The 19,558-nt window shown below is 43.7% G+C and carries 14 protein-coding genes; 12 read left to right on the top strand and 2 right to left on the bottom strand.

From position 1 onward, the window contains the following. Positions 1-95: 95 nt before the first annotated feature. Positions 96-674, bottom strand: coding sequence for an FKBP-type peptidyl-prolyl cis-trans isomerase (locus BXY_RS05925; protein WP_004313581.1), 579 nt, complete (start codon positions 672-674; stop codon positions 96-98). A gap of 481 nt (positions 675-1,155) precedes the next feature. Between BXY_RS05925 and ilvD the strand changes: the two genes are divergently transcribed. From ilvD to BXY_RS05955, 6 genes are all read left to right on the top strand, one after another. Beyond that, positions 1,156-2,955: a dihydroxy-acid dehydratase gene (gene ilvD / locus BXY_RS05930; protein ID WP_015531434.1), complete on the top strand. Its 1,800-nt coding sequence runs from the start codon at positions 1,156-1,158 to the stop codon at positions 2,953-2,955. Positions 2,956-3,069: 114 nt separating this feature from the next. Further along, positions 3,070-4,764: a biosynthetic-type acetolactate synthase large subunit gene (gene ilvB, locus BXY_RS05935; RefSeq protein WP_015531435.1), complete on the top strand. Its 1,695-nt coding sequence runs from the start codon at positions 3,070-3,072 to the stop codon at positions 4,762-4,764. 57 nt (positions 4,765-4,821) lie between these two features. Further along, complete coding sequence (gene ilvN / locus BXY_RS05940) at positions 4,822-5,379, top strand: acetolactate synthase small subunit (RefSeq protein ID WP_004299476.1); 558 nt, start codon at positions 4,822-4,824, stop codon at positions 5,377-5,379. A gap of 5 nt (positions 5,380-5,384) precedes the next feature. Beyond that, on the top strand, positions 5,385-6,128 hold the full coding sequence (locus tag BXY_RS05945; RefSeq protein ID WP_004299477.1) for an acyl-[acyl-carrier-protein] thioesterase: 744 nt from the start codon (positions 5,385-5,387) through the stop codon (positions 6,126-6,128). A 67-nt stretch (positions 6,129-6,195) separates the two neighbouring features. Further along, positions 6,196-7,239: a ketol-acid reductoisomerase gene (gene ilvC / locus BXY_RS05950; RefSeq protein WP_004321861.1), complete on the top strand. Its 1,044-nt coding sequence runs from the start codon at positions 6,196-6,198 to the stop codon at positions 7,237-7,239. A 190-nt stretch (positions 7,240-7,429) separates the two neighbouring features. Beyond that, positions 7,430-9,391, top strand: a complete 1,962-nt coding sequence (locus tag BXY_RS05955) for an LruC domain-containing protein (RefSeq protein WP_134993354.1) — start codon at positions 7,430-7,432, stop codon at positions 9,389-9,391. A gap of 143 nt (positions 9,392-9,534) precedes the next feature. On the opposite strand, the gene BXY_RS05960 is transcribed toward BXY_RS05955, so the two are convergent. Further along, positions 9,535-11,472 carry an AAA domain-containing protein gene (locus tag BXY_RS05960; protein WP_243442477.1) on the bottom strand — a complete coding sequence of 646 codons (1,938 nt, stop codon included), beginning with the start codon at positions 11,470-11,472 and terminating at the stop codon, positions 9,535-9,537. A 66-nt stretch (positions 11,473-11,538) separates the two neighbouring features. On the opposite strand from BXY_RS05960, the gene BXY_RS05965 reads away from it, so the two are divergent. The 6 genes from BXY_RS05965 (at position 11,539) to BXY_RS05990 (ending at position 19,424) form a co-directional block, all read left to right on the top strand. Further along, positions 11,539-13,782: an aconitate hydratase gene (locus tag BXY_RS05965; protein WP_015531438.1), complete on the top strand. Its 2,244-nt coding sequence runs from the start codon at positions 11,539-11,541 to the stop codon at positions 13,780-13,782. Between the two features lie 3 nt (positions 13,783-13,785). Then, a complete protein-coding gene (gene icd / locus BXY_RS05970; protein ID WP_008776293.1) occupies positions 13,786-14,982 on the top strand; it encodes an NADP-dependent isocitrate dehydrogenase in 1,197 nt (398 codons plus the stop codon). 20 nt (positions 14,983-15,002) lie between these two features. Further along, the gene (locus tag BXY_RS05975; protein WP_004299485.1) at positions 15,003-16,346 is read left to right on the top strand and encodes a citrate/2-methylcitrate synthase; all 1,344 of its coding nucleotides are present in this window, start codon (positions 15,003-15,005) and stop codon (positions 16,344-16,346) included. A gap of 193 nt (positions 16,347-16,539) precedes the next feature. Continuing rightward, positions 16,540-17,301, top strand: coding sequence for a DUF1295 domain-containing protein (locus BXY_RS05980; protein ID WP_009038754.1), 762 nt, complete (start codon positions 16,540-16,542; stop codon positions 17,299-17,301). A 51-nt stretch (positions 17,302-17,352) separates the two neighbouring features. Then, positions 17,353-18,576, top strand: coding sequence for an NADH:flavin oxidoreductase (locus BXY_RS05985; RefSeq protein ID WP_004315786.1), 1,224 nt, complete (start codon positions 17,353-17,355; stop codon positions 18,574-18,576). After that, entirely contained in the window at positions 18,573-19,424 is an 852-nt protein-coding gene (locus BXY_RS05990; RefSeq protein ID WP_015531439.1) for an SDR family oxidoreductase, read from the top strand. Before BXY_RS05985 ends, BXY_RS05990 begins: the two co-directional genes overlap by 4 nt. The last annotated feature ends 134 nt before the right edge of the window (positions 19,425-19,558 follow it).

Here is a 19,558-nt window from a genome sequence, read left to right on the forward strand (position 1 = left end):
AGGTATTAGCCGGAATGACGGCATAAAAAAAGTATTAAGTATTAAAACTCCGGCTATATCCGCACGGAATTAATACTTAATACTTTATACTTCAATTAATGACAGTGTCCGCCTTCGCAACCGCAGTCGTCGCCACAGCCATCACCGCAGCTGTCGCATCCGCAACCGCAACCACCTTCGCCACTCATCATTTTCACCAATTCCTGGATTTCTTCGTTGGTAGCAGGACGGCTTTCCAGTATTTCACCTTCGAAAATCAGGTCGGCACCAGCCAACGGGTGATTGAGGTCAACTACTACAACATCCGGTTTGATTTCTACTACGCTGGCATTTACGCGTTGACCGTCACCAGTCATCAAAGGTACGATGTTACCTTCTTTAATACGTTCGCTGTCAAACTTGCCATCTATTTCAAAAATATTTTTGGGGAGGTCAATAACGTGTTGTTCGTCATATTGTCCGTAAGCCTTATCTGCCGGAATGGTAAAATCAAATTTATCACCTTTAGAAAGAGCAGTTATCTGATTTTCGAAATCTTCGAGTGTTGTTCCTAATCCTGAAATGAATTGAAAGGGATGTTCTGCTTTTGCTTCTTCGAACAACTCTTTTTCACCATCTTCCATTGTATATAGTTTGTATGCAACGGTAATGTACTTGTTTTCTACTGTTTCCATCTGATCTTTTTTGTTTCTGATTAATAATTCCCGTAAATACGGGTCTACAAAGATACGAATTATTTGCTTGTACTCCGGTATAGGGAGGGTAAATTTCAGATTATTAAGTGCTTTTGTCAGAAAAAGAAAGTGAGGTGCGCAGTTAGATAATAGTTGTAAATTCAACCTTTAAGTGATAAAATAGAGAAATAATACCTCTCTTTTCTTACAATTATTCGCTTTTAAGTGATTTTTTTCTTCGATTTGTTTGGATATAATAAAAAAGCCCTTACCTTTGCAGCACGAAAATAAAGAAAAGAAGATATGAATATGTTACATACATCTATTAACCTAGCAGTCCTGCATATTATTCGCGTCGTGGTGGTCCCATCAAGAGCGTGAGAAAGGTTTTTGTGTTGTATGTGTTCGTACCATAAAAGATAGAATTTAGAGCCTTTCTCACTTGTGTGAGGAAGGCTCTTTAATTAAAAGATAGATTGAAATGAAAAAGCAATTACGCAGTTCGTTTAGTACACAAGGCCGTCGGATGGCGGGAGCCCGTGCGTTATGGGCAGCCAACGGCATGAAGAAGAATCAGATGGGTAAACCCATTATTGCTATCGTCAATTCGTTCACCCAGTTTGTTCCGGGACATGTGCATCTGCATGAAATCGGTCAGCTGGTGAAGGCAGAGATTGAGAAGCTGGGATGCTTCGCTGCGGAATTCAATACAATAGCTATCGACGACGGTATAGCAATGGGACATGATGGTATGCTTTACTCGCTTCCTTCACGTGACATCATTGCAGACAGTGTAGAATATATGGTTAATGCGCACAAGGCAGATGCAATGATATGTATCAGCAATTGCGATAAGATTACTCCCGGAATGTTGATGGCGGCTATGCGTTTGAATATTCCTGCCGTATTTGTATCGGGCGGTCCGATGGAAGCCGGAGAATGGAATGGTCAGCACCTGGATTTGATCGACGCGATGATTAAATCGGCTGATGAAAGTGTCAGCGATCAGGAAGTAGCGAATATCGAGCAAAATGCTTGTCCTACTTGCGGATGTTGTTCCGGTATGTTTACCGCCAATTCAATGAACTGCCTGAATGAAGCAATCGGACTGGCTCTTCCCGGAAACGGAACCATCGTAGCTACACACGAGAATCGTACGCAGCTTTTCAAAGATGCAGCAGAACTGATCGTAAAAAATGCAAAGTTATATTATGAAGAAGGAGACGAAAGTGTGCTTCCTCGTAGCATTGCTACCCGTCAGGCTTTCTTGAATGCCATGACGCTGGATATAGCAATGGGTGGTTCTACTAATACAGTTCTTCACCTGTTGGCTATTGCTCATGAAGCAGAGGTAGATTTCAAGATGGATGATATCGATATGCTTTCCCGCAAGGCTCCTTGTCTCTGCAAGGTGGCTCCCAATACACAGAAATATCATATTCAGGATGTAAACCGTGCCGGTGGTATTATTGCTATCATGGATGAACTGGCAAAAGGCGGTCTGATAGATACATCTGTTCGACGGGTAGACGGAATGTCATTGGCGGAAGCTATTAATGAATATTCAATCACCAGCCCGAATGTAAGCGAAAAGGCAATTAAAAAATATTCGAGTGCAGCCGGAAATAGATTCAATCTCGTACTTGGTTCACAGGGCATGTACTATAAGGAATTGGATAAAGACCGTGCAAACGGATGTATCCGTGATTTGGAACATGCTTATAGCAAAGACGGTGGATTGGCCGTATTGAAAGGCAATATTGCCCAAGACGGTTGTGTGGTAAAAACAGCAGGTGTAGACGAAAGTATCTGGAAATTTACCGGACCTGCCAAAGTATTTGATTCGCAAGAAGCAGCCTGTGAAGGCATCCTCGGAGGCCGAGTCGTCAGTGGCGATGTAGTCGTCATTACGCACGAAGGTCCGAAGGGTGGTCCCGGTATGCAGGAAATGCTTTATCCTACCTCTTATATCAAATCTCGTCATCTCGGAAAAGAATGTGCTTTGATTACCGACGGACGTTTCAGTGGTGGAACTTCCGGATTGAGTATCGGACATATTTCTCCTGAAGCGGCAGCTGGAGGCAATATCGGAAAAATTGTAGACGGAGACATTATCGAAATCGATATTCCGGCCCGGAAGATTAACGTGCGACTGACGGATGAAGAACTGGCGGCCCGTCCGATGACTCCTGTCACTCGTGACCGTTATGTACCGAAGAGCCTGAAGGCGTATGCCAGCATGGTAAGCTCTGCCGATAAGGGAGCAGTGAGAATTATATAATATAGTTGATAGGTAATAGTTAGCTGCGCAGCACTTAGCGCAATGATTGTAAACCATTCATTTTCAACTGTCATTTCTCAACTATCATTTATCATTTATCAACTATCAACTAATATGAAAGATTTAATAACAGGTGCAGAGGCTTTGATGCGCTCCTTGGAACATCAGGGAGTGACTACCATCTTTGGTTACCCCGGTGGTTCTATTATGCCGGTATTCGATGCCTTGTACGATCATCAAAATATATTGAACCATATCTTGGTTCGTCACGAGCAGGGAGCCGCCCATGCCGCACAAGGTTATGCCCGTGTATCGGGTGATGTAGGTGTTTGCCTGGTGACGAGTGGTCCCGGAGCAACCAATACGGTAACAGGCATTGCGGATGCGATGATCGATAGTACGCCTATCGTGGTGATTGCCGGACAGGTGGGAACAGGCTTTCTTGGGACGGATGCTTTTCAGGAAGTTGACTTGGTAGGTATCACCCAGCCAATCACTAAATGGAGTTATCAGATTCGCCGTGCGGAAGATGTAGCCTGGGCGGTAGCACGTGCGTTTTACATTGCCCGTAGTGGTCGTCCGGGTCCGGTGGTATTGGACTTTGCCAAAAATGCGCAAGTAGAGAAAACGAAATACGAACCGACGAAAGTCGATTTTATCCGTAGTTATGTTCCTGTTCCCGATACGGACGAGGAGACTGTACAGGCTGCTGCCGAACTGATTAATAACGCTGAACGTCCGCTTGTATTGGTTGGACAAGGTGTTGAACTGGGAAATGCACAGAGCGAATTGCGCGAGTTTATCGAAAAAGCGGATATGCCTGCGGGTTGTACGCTGCTCGGACTTTCGGCTTTGCCGACAGAACATCCGTTGAATAAAGGTATGTTGGGTATGCACGGCAATCTGGGACCGAATATCAATACCAATAAATGCGATGTGCTGATTGCTGTTGGTATGCGTTTTGACGACCGTGTGACCGGTAATTTGGCTACTTATGCCAAACAGGCAAAAGTGATTCATTTTGATATCGATCCTGCGGAAGTTAATAAGAATGTAAAGGTAGATGTAGCTGTATTGGGAGATTGCAAGGAAACACTGGCTTCTGTGACGAAACTTCTGAAAAAGAACACTCATACCGAATGGATTGATAGCTTCAAAGAATATGAGAAAGTGGAGGAGGAAAAAGTAATCCGTCCTGAACTTCATCCTGCCACAAACTCTTTGAGTATGGGGGAAGTGGTACGTGCGGTTAGTGATGCTACTCACCATGAAGCTGTTTTGGTAACAGATGTAGGTCAAAATCAGATGATATCTGCACGCTACTTTAAATATACGAAAGAACGCAGTATCATTACTTCCGGAGGACTTGGAACAATGGGCTTCGGGCTTCCCGCAGCTATCGGGGCAACTTTCGGAGCACCGGAACGTACCGTATGCGTATTTATGGGAGATGGCGGACTGCAAATGAATATTCAGGAACTGGGTACGATTATGGAGCAGAAGGCTCCGGTGAAGATTATCTGCTTGAACAATAATTACCTCGGAAACGTACGTCAGTGGCAAGCTATGTTTTTCAACCGTCGCTATTCGTTTACCCCGATGTTGAATCCGGATTATATGAAAGTGGCCTCGGCTTATGATATTCCTTCCAAGCGTGTTTTCACTCGTGAAGAACTGAAGGAAGCTATTGCTGAAATGCTGGCAACGGACGGTCCGTTCCTGCTCGAAGCTTGCGTGGTGAAAGAAGGCAATGTTTTGCCGATGACTCCTCCGGGTGGTTCGGTAAACCAGATGTTGCTGGAGTGCTAGGAGAAGTTGAGAGTTGAGAATGGAGAGTTGAGAGTTCGCATTTAAAAAATTAGAGTTATGAGTGATAAAACGTTATATACAATCATTGTTCATTCGGAGAATATAGCCGGGTTGCTGAATCAGGTAACTGCTGTATTTACCCGTCGGCAAATAAATATTGAGAGTCTGAATGTATCTGCTTCTTCTATTAAAGGTGTACATAAGTATACAATAACAGCCTGGACTGATAAGGACATCATTGAGAAGGTAGTGAAACAGATCGAAAAGAAGATCGACGTGATTCAGGCACATTATTTCACAGAGGATGAGATTTATTTCCACGAGATTGCATTATATAAGGTGTCTACTCCTGCTTTTCAGGAGAATCCGGAAGCATCCAAGCTGATTCGTAGATACAATGCACGTATAGTGGAAGTCAATCCGGTATTTTCTATTGTCGAGAAAAATGGAATGAGCGAAGATATAACTTCGCTCTATGGTGAACTGAAGGCTTTGAATTGTGTTTTGCAGTTTGTTCGTTCAGGACGTGTAGCGATTACTACCAGCTGTTTTGAACGGGTGAATGAGTTTCTCGATGGACGGGAAGCTATGTATAACCAAAGTAAAAACCAATAAGAATAATGAGTGAAGAAAATAGAATAGGGACTTATCAGTTTGTGGCAGAACCGTTCCATGTTGACTTCAACGGACGTCTGACTATGGGGGTACTGGGAAATCATCTACTGAATTGTGCAGGTTTTCACGCCAATGACCGTGGTTTTGGTATTGCAACGCTGAATGAGGACAATTATACATGGGTGCTTTCACGTCTGGCTATTGAGTTGGATGAAATGCCTTATCAGTATGAGAATTTCTCGGTTCAGACGTGGGTGGAAAATGTCTACCGTTTGTTTACGGACCGTAATTTTGCTATTATTGATAAGGATGGGAAGAAGATTGGCTACGCACGTTCCGTATGGGCAATGATTAATCTTAATACCCGCAAGCCTGCCGACTTGTTGACTTTGCATGGGGGAAGTATCGTAAACTATGTCTGTGATGAGCCTTGCCCGATTGAAAAGCCTTCACGTATCAAAGTGACAAGCGATCAGTCGATAGCTACCCTGACGGCAAAGTACAGTGATATAGATATCAATGGTCATGTAAACAGCATCCGTTACATCGAACATATCCTTGATTTGTTCCCGATTGAATTGTATAAGACCAAACGTATCCGTCGTTTTGAAATGGCGTATGTGGCGGAAAGCTATTTTGGTGATGAACTCTCTTTCTTCTGCGATGAAGTGAATGCAAACGAGTTTCACGTAGAAGTGAAGAAGAATGGCAACGAAGTTGTTTGCCGCTCGAAAGTGATATTTGAATAAATGTGAGAATATAAAATCAATTAATAACAGATGGCGTAAGTCATCAAAAACTAAAAACAAAAAGAAAATGGCACAGTTGAATTTTGGAGGTACTACTGAAACTGTAGTAATCCGTGACGAATTTCCATTGGAAAAAGCTCGTGAAGTATTGAAAAATGAAACAATCGCTGTAATCGGTTATGGCGTACAGGGTCCTGGACAGGCACTGAACTTGCGTGATAACGGTTTCAATGTAATCGTTGGTCAACGTGAAGGAAAAACATACGATAAGGCAGTAGCAGACGGATGGGTTCCGGGTGAAACTTTGTTCGGTATCGAAGAAGCTTGTGAGAGAGGTACTATTGTAATGTGTCTGTTGTCTGACGCAGCAGTAATGTCAGTATGGCCTACTATCAAGCCTTACCTGACTGCCGGAAAAGCTCTTTATTTCTCACACGGTTTTGCTATCACTTGGAACGACCGTACAGGTGTAGTTCCTCCTGCTGATATCGACGTTATCATGGTTGCTCCTAAAGGTTCGGGTACATCTTTGCGTACTATGTTCCTCGAAGGACGCGGCTTGAACTCTTCTTATGCTATCTATCAGGATGCTACAGGCAAGGCTTACGAAAGAACCATCGCACTGGGTATTGGTATCGGTTCCGGTTATCTGTTCGAAACAACTTTCCAACGTGAGGCTACTTCTGACCTGACAGGTGAACGTGGTTCATTGATGGGGGCTATCCAAGGTTTGTTGCTGGCACAGTACGAAGTATTGCGTGAAAACGGTCATAGTCCTTCTGAAGCATTCAATGAAACAGTGGAAGAACTGACACAGTCATTGATGCCGTTGTTCGCAAAGAACGGTATGGACTGGATGTACGCTAACTGCTCTACTACTGCTCAACGTGGTGCTCTCGATTGGATGGGCCCATTCCACGATGCTATCAAACCGGTAGTTGAAAAGTTGTATAACAGTGTGAAGACTGGTAACGAAGCACAGATTTCTATCGACAGTAATTCACAACCTGATTATCGTGAAAAGTTAAACGAGGAGCTCCGTCAATTACGCGAAAGCGAAATGTGGCAGACTGCTGTAACTGTTCGTAAACTTCGTCCGGAGAATAATTAATTAGACCAGATTATACAAGTTTTAAAAGAAGGAGAGGGCTTTTTGCTTTCTCCTTTTTTATTAATAAGATATTTAAAAATGGGTAGGTGAAGCTTGCAGAAACTTTTTTTTGAAAAATATATCAATAATGTGATTAAAATATGCAAGTTTATGTTTATATTTGCACTATCAAATAAAATGAACGAGAAGTATGATGTGTTTTAACTTACCCCAGAGAATGATTAACATTGCTAAATTAGCATGTGTTATCAGTGTTGTTTCTGTTGCTTTCTCAAGCTGTTTACAGAAAGATGTATATGATCCTGCTAATTCAGGAGATAAAGAAGAAGTTACTTTAGATAACTATTTCGACTTTGCCACTACTAAAAATATTCAATTGAATATTGATTATGGAAAGGAATGTCCTAGGGCTTATTTTGAAGTTTATGCTGAAAATCCGCTTTCTTATGTGGCAGAAGGCGGTCAGATTATAAAGAAAGCAGGGGTGTCACACATTGCAACCGGATTTACAGATATACAAGGACGTTATATCAAACCGGCTTCTTTCCCGACAGCAGTTTCAGAAGTTTATATTTATTCTCCGGATTTTGGTGTGCCGACTTTGTATAAAACTAAAGTTGTCGGTTCGGATGTCAGCGCAAAAATAACCTTTGAGAATGCTCTTGATGTTACTCCTGTGGATTCATCAACGAGAAGTGCACAAACAAGGGCTGCGGTGAAATTTATTACAGATGTAATCCCGAACGTATTAGGAACTTGGAATGCAAATTCAGGTAAGCCTGACTATTTGGATGCTTCTAAGAAGATCAACGTGGATGCAACTCTCAAGAGTTATATAACGACATATTTTCCGGAAGGAAAGAATAACGTAGGACCTTTAGTTACTGATAATGCTGATATTCTGATAAAAGAAGATGCAAATGTCGTTATTAACTATTTTGGGGGAGACACAGGGGCGAAAAGTGTATTTGCTTATTATTGCTATCCGAAAGATGCTTCTATTGATGAAATAAGGAAGGCAACAAAGCATGCATGTGTCATATTTCCTAACGCACATGGAAATAGTTTAGGTTATTATAGTGGGGTTGCGGTTAATTTAAAATATATAAATGAGACTGGTAATTTCCCTCAAAAGGACCCGGAACGTATTCCGGCAAATACAAAGATTGGTTTCTTGATATGGAATAATGGCTGGGTAAATGCCAAGGCTAATGGGAATATGTTCTACTCAACCAAATCTTTGAATAGTGACAAAATTTCTCACACTGCAATTTTTGCAGCAAAAAATAAAGCAGGTGATAGAGTGAATGTTATCACTATGGAAGACTGGAAAAACGGTGAAAATGACTATAATGATGTTGCTTTCGTTATCTCTTCTAATCCTATTGCTGCTATTGAAGTTCCGGATGTTCCTAATCCGGGTGATCGACAAGGAACAGAAATGTATTCTGGAGTGCTTGGCTTTGAAGATAACTGGCCGGAACAAGGAGATTATGACTTGAATGATGTAGTCATGAAATATCAGTCAAGCGTTGATTATAATATAGATAATAAGGTTCTTAATATTATTGATAAGTTCACCTTGGCTTGGACGGGAGCTAATTATAAGAACTCGTTTGCTTATGAAGTTCCTTTCGATTTGAGTAAAGCTTCTAAAGTAACGGTTAATGGTAGTGAAGCTTCTTCCTATTCAGGTAATGTGATAACATTATTCAAGGATGCTAAAGCTGAATTGGGAGTATCCAATGTGAATGCGGAGGATATGATTAATCAGAATATTCAAGAGAAGACATATACGGTATCCATACAATTTAATAATCCTACTCTTGATAAACCAGTGGTGGTAGCTCCTTATAATCCTTTTATAAAAGTATTCAACTCTGCCACAGAAGTCCATCTGACAGATCATAAGCCGACGACTGGTGCGAATAATCGTTTCCCTTCCGGAGCTGATATTTCTCGTGGTGATGTAGATGGTACCTATTTCATTTGCAAAGATGGTTTTCCGTTTGCAATTCATGTAGATGCTCGTTTGGACGCTTCTATTTTGAATTTAGATCTTAAAAAGGAGAATCAGCGCATTGATAAAACATATCCTAAATTTGCAGAATGGGCAAAAACGCGCGATCCGCAAATAAAATGGTGGAAATAGTTGGAGTGCATTGGAATAATCGACTATCTTTGAGGGTGAAAAATTAAGAATAGTACTGATGTAAAATATTGTTTGTTTTGTTTGTGTTAAAAAAAGTGTGGTTTCGGGAGAAAGTGTGCTTTGTTAAAAGGAGGATTAAGTATTTAATCCTCCTTTTTAATGAATAACATCAATCTTTTATAGAAAGGATGTTTGGTAAGGGTGGAGGCATCTCCTAATATAACAAGCTTCATTCGTGCCCTTGTAATCGCTACATTCATTCTTCGCAAATCATTCAGGAATCCAATCTGTCCATCCTCGTTGGCACGTACAAGACTGATGAAAATGACATCTCGCTCCTGTCCCTGAAAACCGTCTACCGTGTTTACGGTGATGAGGCTGCGGAAAGGACGTAAAAAGCTGCTCCCTTTGATCTTTCCCCTCAAATATTGCACTTGCGCCTTGTAGGGTGAAATCAGACCGAAATCAATTCTTTCATCCAGTATCCGTTCTTTGCCGATACGTTCGATGTAAGTTTCCAGTTCTTGCAGTAGTAGGTTGGCTTCCTGCTTATTGATGCGTCCGAAACTTTCGCCTACAAAGTCTTCGTGAAAGTCCATCTCTGAAGTGTCGATCCAGTTCATGGGAGTGTCGAAATCAAGAATCCCCCGATAGCGTACTTCCGGAGCAGCTTCCAGTTCTCCATGATAAAACCAGTCAGAGGGAAACTGCATGATGGCTTCATGCATTCTGTACTGTACTTTTAATAGAGAGACCGCGGAAGGTTTTTGCTGAACTACTTTTTCCATTAATGTATGATCCAATCCTCCACAGGAGGCTTCTATACATTTGATAGTCGGCGGAAGTTGACAATGATCTCCTGCAAGGATGACCCGGTCTGCTTTGCGGATAGCAATCCAGCAGGCAGCTTCGAGGGCTTGTGCAGCTTCGTCAATGAATAAAGTCGAAAAACGACGTCCGTTGAGCAGGCGGTGGTTGCTGCTGACTAGGGTAGAAGCAATCACGCGGGCACTGTCGAAAAGATCGGCATTGATTTGTATTTCCAACTCCGTGGCGCGGTCGCGGAGACGACTCATGCGATTACGCATTCCTTCCCGTTCAGAATAACTACCCCGGCGCATCCGGCTACCCATTTCGCGGATAGATTTACGAATTCCCCAAAGCTCCGGATAGGCAGGATGACTTTCAAACCGGCGTTCGTAGGTGGATGAAAGCATTTTGTCGTTGACCCGGGTTGGATTTCCAATGCGGAGCACGGGGACTCCCCGATCTACCAGTTTCTCACAAATCCAGTCGACAGCTGTGTTGCTTTGCGCACAAACAAGCACTTGTGGTTCCCGATGCAATGTTTCGTAAATCGCTTCGACAAGAGTCGTTGTCTTTCCGGTTCCCGGAGGACCGTGAACAATAGATACGTCACGCGTACATAGCACCTTGTTGACTGCTGTTTCCTGTGTACTGTTCAGCCATGGGAAGCGGACAGGATATAATTCGCGGAATCCCGGCTTTTGGGTACCCAACAAAATGTCACGCAGTTCCGCCAGGCGGTTGTCCTTGGCACGTATCGTGTCTTCCAGTGCTTCGAACATGGCCCGGTACGATGTTTCGTCAAAATAAAGTTGTACCCCCAGTATACCGTCAGTTTGCAGTTCCGCTAAAGCTCCTGCTCCGGGGAGTACAACGACCATTCGTTCTTCGTCGGCAAAGCTGACGGTAGCGATGAAATCCATATACTTCACTTTTCCTTCGAATGACTGGTGGAAAAAGCAAACAGGGCGGCCGAAGTCAAAGGAATGCTCTATTTCTTTATTTTCGGTCCGTGTAATATCTATTACAAGCTGATTCAGCGAATTGTAGTAACTTCGGCCAAGAGAGACAGGATACCAGCAGAGACCGCGCTTCACTTTACGGGCAACGCCCATTGTTTCGGTCTGCCGCTTAAATTCTTCCTTCTCATATTCATACTCCATCCGCAGGAGGAGTTGCTGCTGCTGAAGGTCTATAATGGGACTTTTCGGATTATTACTCATAATAGGCGCAAAGGTAACAAATCTTCGTTCCGGGTAGAAAAAATATTTCATTTTGTTAAACATTACTCGAACGTCGTTCGTTATTTTAATAGATAGACTAAAAAAACAAAAAGCAATATGGTATATGATGTGACTATGTTAGAAGCTTTCTACGCTGCTTATAAAGGAAAGGTAGAACACGTACGGGCTATACTGAAACGCCCTTTGACATTGGCCGAGAAGATTTTGTATGCTCATCTGTATGATGTAGCCGATTTGAAAGATTACAAACGGGGGGAGGATTATGTGAATTTCCGTCCCGACCGTGTGGCTATGCAGGATGCAACTGCGCAGATGGCTTTGCTTCAATTTATGAATGCAGGTAAGGATCAGGTGGCTGTGCCTTCGACAGTGCATTGCGATCACTTGATACAGGCGTATAAAGGTGCAAAGGCGGATATTGCTACGGCAAGACTGACTAATGAAGAAGTATACGATTTCCTCCGTGATGTATCTTCCCGTTATGGCATTGGCTTCTGGAAACCGGGAGCAGGAATTATCCATCAGGTAGTGCTCGAAAACTATGCTTTCCCCGGTGGTATGATGGTGGGAACAGACTCTCATACGCCTAATGCAGGCGGACTGGGCATGGTGGCTATCGGTGTCGGTGGCGCGGATGCTGTGGATGTGATGACAGGAATGGAATGGGAGCTGAAAATGCCGAAGATTATTGGTGTTCGTCTGACCGGAAAACTGAGCGGTTGGACTTCTCCGAAAGACGTGATTCTGAAGCTGGCCGGCATCCTTACCGTAAAAGGAGGAACGAATGCTATTATCGAATATTTTGGTCCCGGAACCGAATCCCTTTCTGCTACCGGGAAAGCTACCATTTGCAATATGGGTGCCGAAGTTGGAGCTACTACCTCTTTATTCCCCTTTGACGGGCGCATGGCTACTTATTTGAGAGCTACCGGAAGAGATTGTGTAGTCGATTGGGCTGAATCTGTTGATGCAGATCTTCGTGCAGACGACATTGTGACCGACGAACCATCCAACTATTACGATCGTGTAATTGAAATAGACTTGTCAGAACTCGAACCTTATATAAACGGGCCGTTTACACCGGATGCCGCTACTCCTATCTCTGAATTTGCAGAAAAAGTGTTATTGAACGGCTACCCTCGTAAAATGGAGGTGGGCTTGATAGGTTCATGTACCAATTCTTCTTATCAGGATTTGAGCCGTGCAGCTTCTCTGGCAAAGCAGGTGACAGAAAAGAATTTGAGCGTCGCTTCTCCGCTGATCGTCAATCCGGGTTCGGAGCAAATTCGGGCTACTGCCGAAAGAGACGGTATGATTGAAGCTTTTGAACGGCTGGGAGCCACGATTATGGCAAATGCCTGTGGACCTTGTATCGGTCAGTGGAAACGTCAGACGGACGATCCGACACGAAAAAACTCAATCGTCACCTCTTTCAATCGTAATTTTGCCAAACGCGCTGACGGTAATCCCAACACATACGCGTTTGTAGCTTCTCCGGAACTAACGATGGCGTTAACAATAGCCGGTGATCTCTGTTTCAACCCGTTGAAAGACAGACTGGTGAATCATAACGGAGAAAAAGTGAAACTCTCCGAGCCTGTAGGAGATGAACTTCCTTTGAAAGGTTTTGAACAGGGAAATGAGGGATATATTGCCCCGCACGGAGCAAAAACGGAAATCAGGGTAAAACCGGATTCCCAACGTCTCCAGCTTCTGACTCCTTTCCCGGCATGGGACGGACAGGACTTGCTGAACATGCCTTTATTGATTAAAGCACAGGGAAAATGTACTACCGACCATATCTCTATGGCAGGTCCGTGGCTCCGCTTCCGTGGACATTTGGAGAATATTTCCGACAATATGCTGATGGGGGCTGTCAATGCTTTCAATGGTGAAATGAACCGTGTTTGGAATCGTTCGACAAATACTTATGGAACAGTTTCCGGTACGGCAAAGATGTATAAATCCGAAGGTATTCCGTCTATTGTTGTTGCCGAAGAGAATTATGGAGAAGGTTCCAGCCGTGAACATGCAGCCATGGAACCACGCTTCCTCAATGTACGTGTCATTTTGGCTAAGAGTTTTGCCCGTATCCACGAAACAAATCTGAAAAAACAAGGAATGCTTGCTCTTACTTTTGTAGATAAAGCAGACTATGATAAAATTCGGGAACACGATCTTCTGTCCGTATCAGGCTTAGTCCATTTCGCACCGGGGCGCAATTTGACGATTGTTCTTCATCACGAAGACGGAACGAAAGAAAGTTTTGAAGTGCAACATACCTATAATGAACAGCAGATAGCTTGGTTCCGTGCCGGTTCTGCCTTAAATGCAAGATAAAAAATGAGCAAAATAACCATGCAAACAGATGGTACGCTGTTGGTACCCGATGTGCCTACCGTACCTTATATTACCGGCGATGGAGTAGGAGCCGAAGTGACTCCTGCCATGCAAGCCGTAGTGGACGCAGCTATCCGGAAAGCATACGGTGGCAAACGTCGTATCGAATGGAAAGAAGTGTTAGCGGGAGAACGTGCCTTCAACGCGACTGGTTCCTGGTTGCCGGATGAAACAATGGAAACCTTTCAGGAATACCTGGTAGGAATCAAAGGTCCGTTGACAACTCCTGTCGGAGGTGGAATCCGTTCGTTGAACGTAGCACTGCGTCAGACACTTGATTTATACGTCTGTCTTCGTCCGGTTCGTTGGTATCAGGGAGTACAGTCGCCTGTCAAATCACCGGAGAAAGTGAACATGTGTGTGTTCCGTGAAAATACGGAAGATATTTATGCAGGTATCGAATGGGAAGCCGGAACTCCGGAGGCTGAAAAGTTCTATCAATTCTTGAAAGACGAAATGGGCGTGACAAAAGTCCGTTTCCCGGAAACCTCTTCTTTCGGTGTGAAACCTGTATCATGTGAGGGCACGGAGCGTCTTGTGCGTGCTGCCTGCCAGTATGCGCTCGACCATCATTTGCCTTCCGTAACACTGGTGCATAAAGGGAATATCATGAAGTTTACCGAAGGTGGTTTCAAAAAATGGGGCTACGAACTGGCGCAACGTGAATTTGGCGATGCTTTGGCAGATGGCAGACTGGTGATAAAAGATTGCATTGCGGATGCTTTCTTACAAAATACACTCCTGATTCCCGAAGAATATTCCGTGATAGCCACCTTAAACCTCAACGGAGACTATGTTTCTGACCAACTGGCGGCTATGGTAGGCGGTATCGGTATCGCTCCGGGAGCAAATATCAACTACCAGACAGGTCATGCCATCTTTGAAGCGACTCACGGAACAGCCCCCAATATTGCGGGAAAAGATGTGGTGAACCCTTGTTCTATTATCCTTTCGGCAGTAATGATGCTCGAATATTTTGACTGGAAAGAAGCGGCTGCTCTGATAGAGAAAGCCTTGGAACAAAGCTTCCTGGACGCTCGCGCTACACACGATTTAGCCCGTTTTATGCCGAATGGAACCTCCCTCTCTACTTCCGCTTTCACTCGTGAGATCGTGGAAAGAATTGAAAAACAAAAGTAACGAATAAAAAACGAAGAAAGATGAAAAAAGAGTACTTGATTTACAAGCTTTCCGAGGAAATGAAGGAAGCTACCCGGATTGATACAGAATTGTTCTCCAAGTTTGATGTGAAGCGCGGATTACGTAATGAAGATGGCACAGGTGTATTGGTAGGTTTAACCAGAATCGGTAATGTAGTAGGATATGAACGTGTTCCGGGTGGTGGACTGAAACCCATACCGGGAAAACTGTTCTATCGCGGTTATGATGTAGAAGATATTTCTCACGCTATAATCAAAGAGAAACGCTTTGGCTTCGAAGAAGTGGCTTACCTATTGCTTTCCGGACGTCTGCCGGATAAAGAAGAATTGCTTTCTTTCCGTGAGTTGATTAACGACAATATGCCGTTGGAACAGAAAACGAAAATGAACATCATCGAGTTGGAAGGAAACAACATCATGAATATTCTTTCACGCAGTGTATTGGAAATGTATCGTTTTGACGCAAATGCGGATGATACCTCCCGGGATAACCTGATGCGTCAGAGTATTGAACTGATTTCAAAGTTCCCTACTATCATCGCTTATGCTTATAATATGCTTCGTCATGCTACTTTCGGACGTTCTCTGCATATCCGCCATCCGCAGGAAAAGCTATCTATTGCCGAAAATTTCCTGTATATGCTGAAAAAAGACTATACCGAACTGGATGCACGCACCCTCGATTTGTTATTGATTCTTCAGGCAGAGCACGGTGGTGGTAATAACTCCACTTTCACCGTTCGCGTAACTTCTTCTACCGGAACAGATACTTATTCGGCCATCGCTGCTGGTATCGGTTCGCTGAAAGGCCCGCTTCACGGAGGTGCCAATATTCAGGTTGCCGACATGTTCCAGCACCTGAAGGAAAATATCAAAGACTGGACAAGTGTAGATGAGATAGACACTTATTACACCCGAATGTTGAACAAAGAAGTGTATAACAAAACCGGATTGATCTATGGTATCGGACATGCCGTTTATACCATCTCCGACCCTCGTGCTCTTCTATTGAAAGAACTGGCTCGCGACCTTGCCCGTGAAAAAGGCAGAGAAAGCGAATTTGCTTTCCTCGAACTGTTGGAAGAACGTGCCATAGCTACTTTCGGACGGGTTAAAAACAACGGAAAGACAGTGTCCAGCAATATCGATTTCTATTCGGGCTTCGTGTATGAAATGATCGGTTTGCCGCAGGAAATCTTCACTCCACTGTTTGCCATGGCACGTATCGTAGGCTGGTGTGCACACCGCAATGAAGAATTAACCTTCGACGGTAAACGGATTATCCGCCCGGCTTATAAAAATGTACTTGATGATTTGGCTTATATCCCAATTAAGAAACGCTGATAAGAACAAATCCTTTTATTAAATAGATAAGTAATCCCGGATGTGTGCCCGATCATTTCAGACGCGCATCCGGGAAATTTTATATTTTCTCCTTTTTTATGTTCGTAAAAGAATGTACTTCAGATTCTTTCTATTTTTTGTATCGTCGTTTATCTCATTTTTGTTATTTTTGCGTGTTACAAAATAGATCGGTATGAGTATAGATACTTTTAATCTGTTTCTGGGGGTGATGAGCCTGATTGCTTTGTTTGTTTTTATCGCCCTTTACTTTGTGAAAGCCGGATATGGTATTTTCCGCACAGCATCGTGGGGAGTAGCTATCTCCAATAAACTAGCCTGGATATTGATGGAAGCTCCGGTTTTCATGGTGATGTGCGTGATGTGGATCTACTCCGAACGTCGGTTCGAGCCGGTGATTTTCACTTTCTTCCTCTTCTTTCAAATTCACTATTTTCAGCGTGCTTTCATCTTCCCTTTGCTATTGAAAGGAAAAAGTAAGATGCCGCTGGCAATCATGTCGATGGGAGTTCTTTTTAATCTGCTGAATGGTTATATGCAAGGGAAATGGATTTTCTATCTTGCTCCCGAAACGATGTATCAATCCGGCTGGTTCACTTCACCGTGGTTTATTATCGGCACACTGCTCTTTTTCGCAGGTATGCTGTTGAACTGGCAGTCGGATTATATCATCCGTCATTTGCGCAAACCGGGAGACACCCGGCATTATCTGCCTCAAAAAGGAATGTACCGTTATGTCACTTCCGCCAACTATTTCGGTGAAATAGTAGAATGGGCAGGTTGGGCGATACTCACTTGTTCACTTTCCGGCCTAGTCTTCCTTTGGTGGACGATTGCTAACCTTGTTCCCCGTGCCAACGCTATTTGGTGCCGTTACCGCGAAGAATTCGGAGACGCAGTGGGAGAACGGAAACGAGTGTTCCCTTTCCTTTATTAGGGGCGTTTTTCATCATGATTTACGTATGACTTAAATAAAATATCAACTACTATGGAATCTAAACTTTTTAGCCCGGTCACCTTTGGCCCTTTGACGCTGCGGAATCGAACGATCCGTTCGGCAGCTTTTGAGAGCATGTGTCCGGAGAATACTCCCACGCAGATGTTGCTGGATTACCATCGGTCGGTAGCTGCGGGGGGAGTGGGTATGACAACAGTGGCTTATGCTGCCGTGACACAAAGCGGACTTTCTTTCGACCGTCAGTTGTGGTTGCGTCCGTCCATTATTCCCCGTTTACACGAATTGACAAAAGCTGTGCACGATGAAGGTGCCGCAGTAGGTATACAAATCGGGCATTGTGGAAATATGTCCCATAAAAATATATGTGGTGTCACTCCTATATCCGCATCTTCAGGCTTCAACCTCTATTCTCCTACGTTTGTGCGTGGAATGGAAAAAGAGGAGCTTCCGGAAATGGCGAAAGCGTATGGAAATGCAGTCAATCTGGCGAGGAAAGCCGGGTTTGACGCCGTTGAAGTACATGCGGGGCACGGCTATTTGATTAGTCAATTCCTGTCTCCCTACACCAATCATCGGAAAGATGAATATGGCGGTTCGCTCGAAAACCGGATGCGTTTTATGGATATGGTGATGGAAGAAGTGATGAAAGCGGCAGGCAGTGATATGGCAGTTTTCGTAAAAATGAATATGCGCGACGGCTTCAAAGGAGGAATGGAGATAGACGAATCCATACAAGTGGCCAAACGTCTGTTGGAACTTGGTGCTCATGGATTGGTGTTGAGTGGTGGTTTTGTCAGCAAAGCGCCGATGTATGTAATGAGAGGTGCCATGCCGATTCGTTCGATGTCTTACTATATGAATTGTTGGTGGCTGAAATACGGAGTCCGTATGTTTGGCAAATGGATGATACCCTCTGTGCCCTTCAAAGAGGCCTATTTCCTTGAAGATGCATTGAAATTCCGTGCGGCTCTTCCGGATGCGCCGTTGATTTATGTCGGTGGTCTTGTTTCCCGTCAGAAAATAGATGAAGTGCTCGATTCCGGTTTTGATGCCGTGCAGATGGCGAGAGCGTTACTCAACGAACCGGGATTCGTGAACCGGATGAAACAGGAGGAACAAGCACGTTGCAACTGTGGACACAGTAATTATTGCATAGGACGTATGTATACGATAGAAATGGCTTGTCATCAACATTTGAAAGAACAATTACCTTCCTCTTTACAAAAGGAGATTGATAAACTGGAGAAAAAATGAGTGAAATGAAATGGGCAATCATCACCGGTGCGGACGGAGGAATGGGAACAGAAATAACACGTGCCGTAGCCAAAGCCGGTTATCGAATCATTATGGCTTGTTATCATCCGCAGAAAGCGGAGGTTGTTCGTGAACGTTTGAGCAAGGAAACCGGAAACCCGGATTTGGAAGTTATGGCTATCGATTTATCTTCTATGCAATCCGTAGTTGCTTTTGCCAGTCAGATCTTAGAAAGGAATCTTCCCATCTCTTTGTTAATGAACAATGCCGGAACGATGGAGACAGGTTTTCATACTACTTCCGAAGGATTCGAACGAACGGTAAGTGTGAACTACATGGGACCTTATCTGCTTACCCGGAAATTAATTCCGCTGATGGTGCGTGGAGCGCGTATCGTAAATATGGTTTCCTGTACATACGCAATCGGCAAGCTCGACTTCCCGGATTTCTTTCATAGAGGGAAAACGGGAACGTTTTGGAGGATTCCTGTTTACAGTAACACGAAGCTGGCTTTATTATTGTTTACTTTCGAACTTTCCGAGCAACTTCGAGAGAAAGGGATTAGCGTCAATGCTGCGGATCCGGGAATTGTTTCTACTGATATCATCACTATGCACAAGTGGTTCGATCCGTTGACGGATATTTTTTTCCGTCCTTTTATCCGTAAACCCAAGAAAGGGGCTTCTACGGCAATCGGTTTACTGTTGGACGAAAAGGAAGCCGGTGTGACAGGACAACTGTATGTCAATAACCACCGGAAAAACTTGTCTGATAAATACACGAATCATGTGCAGAAAGAGCAGTTGTGGGAGATAACGGAACGTGCGTTGGCGAGTTGGCTGAAGTAGGGTTTCTTTTCTTTTTTTATTTAAATTATCCAGTATTTACTTATATATAGGTATTGTACATATCTATATACCTCATTTTTGTTGTCTTATTTTTACCAATAGATAGGGATTGTTTGGCACTTCTTTTTCTGCTT

This window comes from Bacteroides xylanisolvens XB1A, from assembly GCF_000210075.1.
Lineage (GTDB): Bacteria > Bacteroidota > Bacteroidia > Bacteroidales > Bacteroidaceae > Bacteroides > Bacteroides xylanisolvens.

Bases quoted from the DNA above. Each gene is read 5' to 3' on its own strand.
- BXY_RS05975 (WP_004299485.1), top strand. From the start codon at position 15,003: ATGAAAAAAGAGTACTTGATTTACAAGCTTTCCGAGGAAATGAAGGAA.
- ilvD (WP_015531434.1), top strand. From the start codon at position 1,156: ATGAAAAAGCAATTACGCAGTTCGTTTAGTACACAAGGCCGTCGGATG.
- ilvN (WP_004299476.1), top strand. From the start codon at position 4,822: ATGAGTGATAAAACGTTATATACAATCATTGTTCATTCGGAGAATATA.
- BXY_RS05945 (WP_004299477.1), top strand. From the start codon at position 5,385: ATGAGTGAAGAAAATAGAATAGGGACTTATCAGTTTGTGGCAGAACCG.
- BXY_RS05990 (WP_015531439.1), top strand. From the start codon at position 18,573: ATGAGTGAAATGAAATGGGCAATCATCACCGGTGCGGACGGAGGAATG.
- BXY_RS05960 (WP_243442477.1), bottom strand. From the start codon at position 11,472: ATGAAATATTTTTTCTACCCGGAACGAAGATTTGTTACCTTTGCGCCT.
- BXY_RS05965 (WP_015531438.1), top strand. From the start codon at position 11,539: ATGGTATATGATGTGACTATGTTAGAAGCTTTCTACGCTGCTTATAAA.
- ilvB (WP_015531435.1), top strand. From the start codon at position 3,070: ATGAAAGATTTAATAACAGGTGCAGAGGCTTTGATGCGCTCCTTGGAA.
- BXY_RS05985 (WP_004315786.1), top strand. From the start codon at position 17,353: ATGGAATCTAAACTTTTTAGCCCGGTCACCTTTGGCCCTTTGACGCTG.
- BXY_RS05980 (WP_009038754.1), top strand. From the start codon at position 16,540: ATGAGTATAGATACTTTTAATCTGTTTCTGGGGGTGATGAGCCTGATT.
- icd (WP_008776293.1), top strand. From the start codon at position 13,786: ATGAGCAAAATAACCATGCAAACAGATGGTACGCTGTTGGTACCCGAT.
- BXY_RS05955 (WP_134993354.1), top strand. From the start codon at position 7,430: ATGATGTGTTTTAACTTACCCCAGAGAATGATTAACATTGCTAAATTA.
- ilvC (WP_004321861.1), top strand. From the start codon at position 6,196: ATGGCACAGTTGAATTTTGGAGGTACTACTGAAACTGTAGTAATCCGT.
- BXY_RS05925 (WP_004313581.1), bottom strand. From the start codon at position 674: ATGGAAACAGTAGAAAACAAGTACATTACCGTTGCATACAAACTATAT.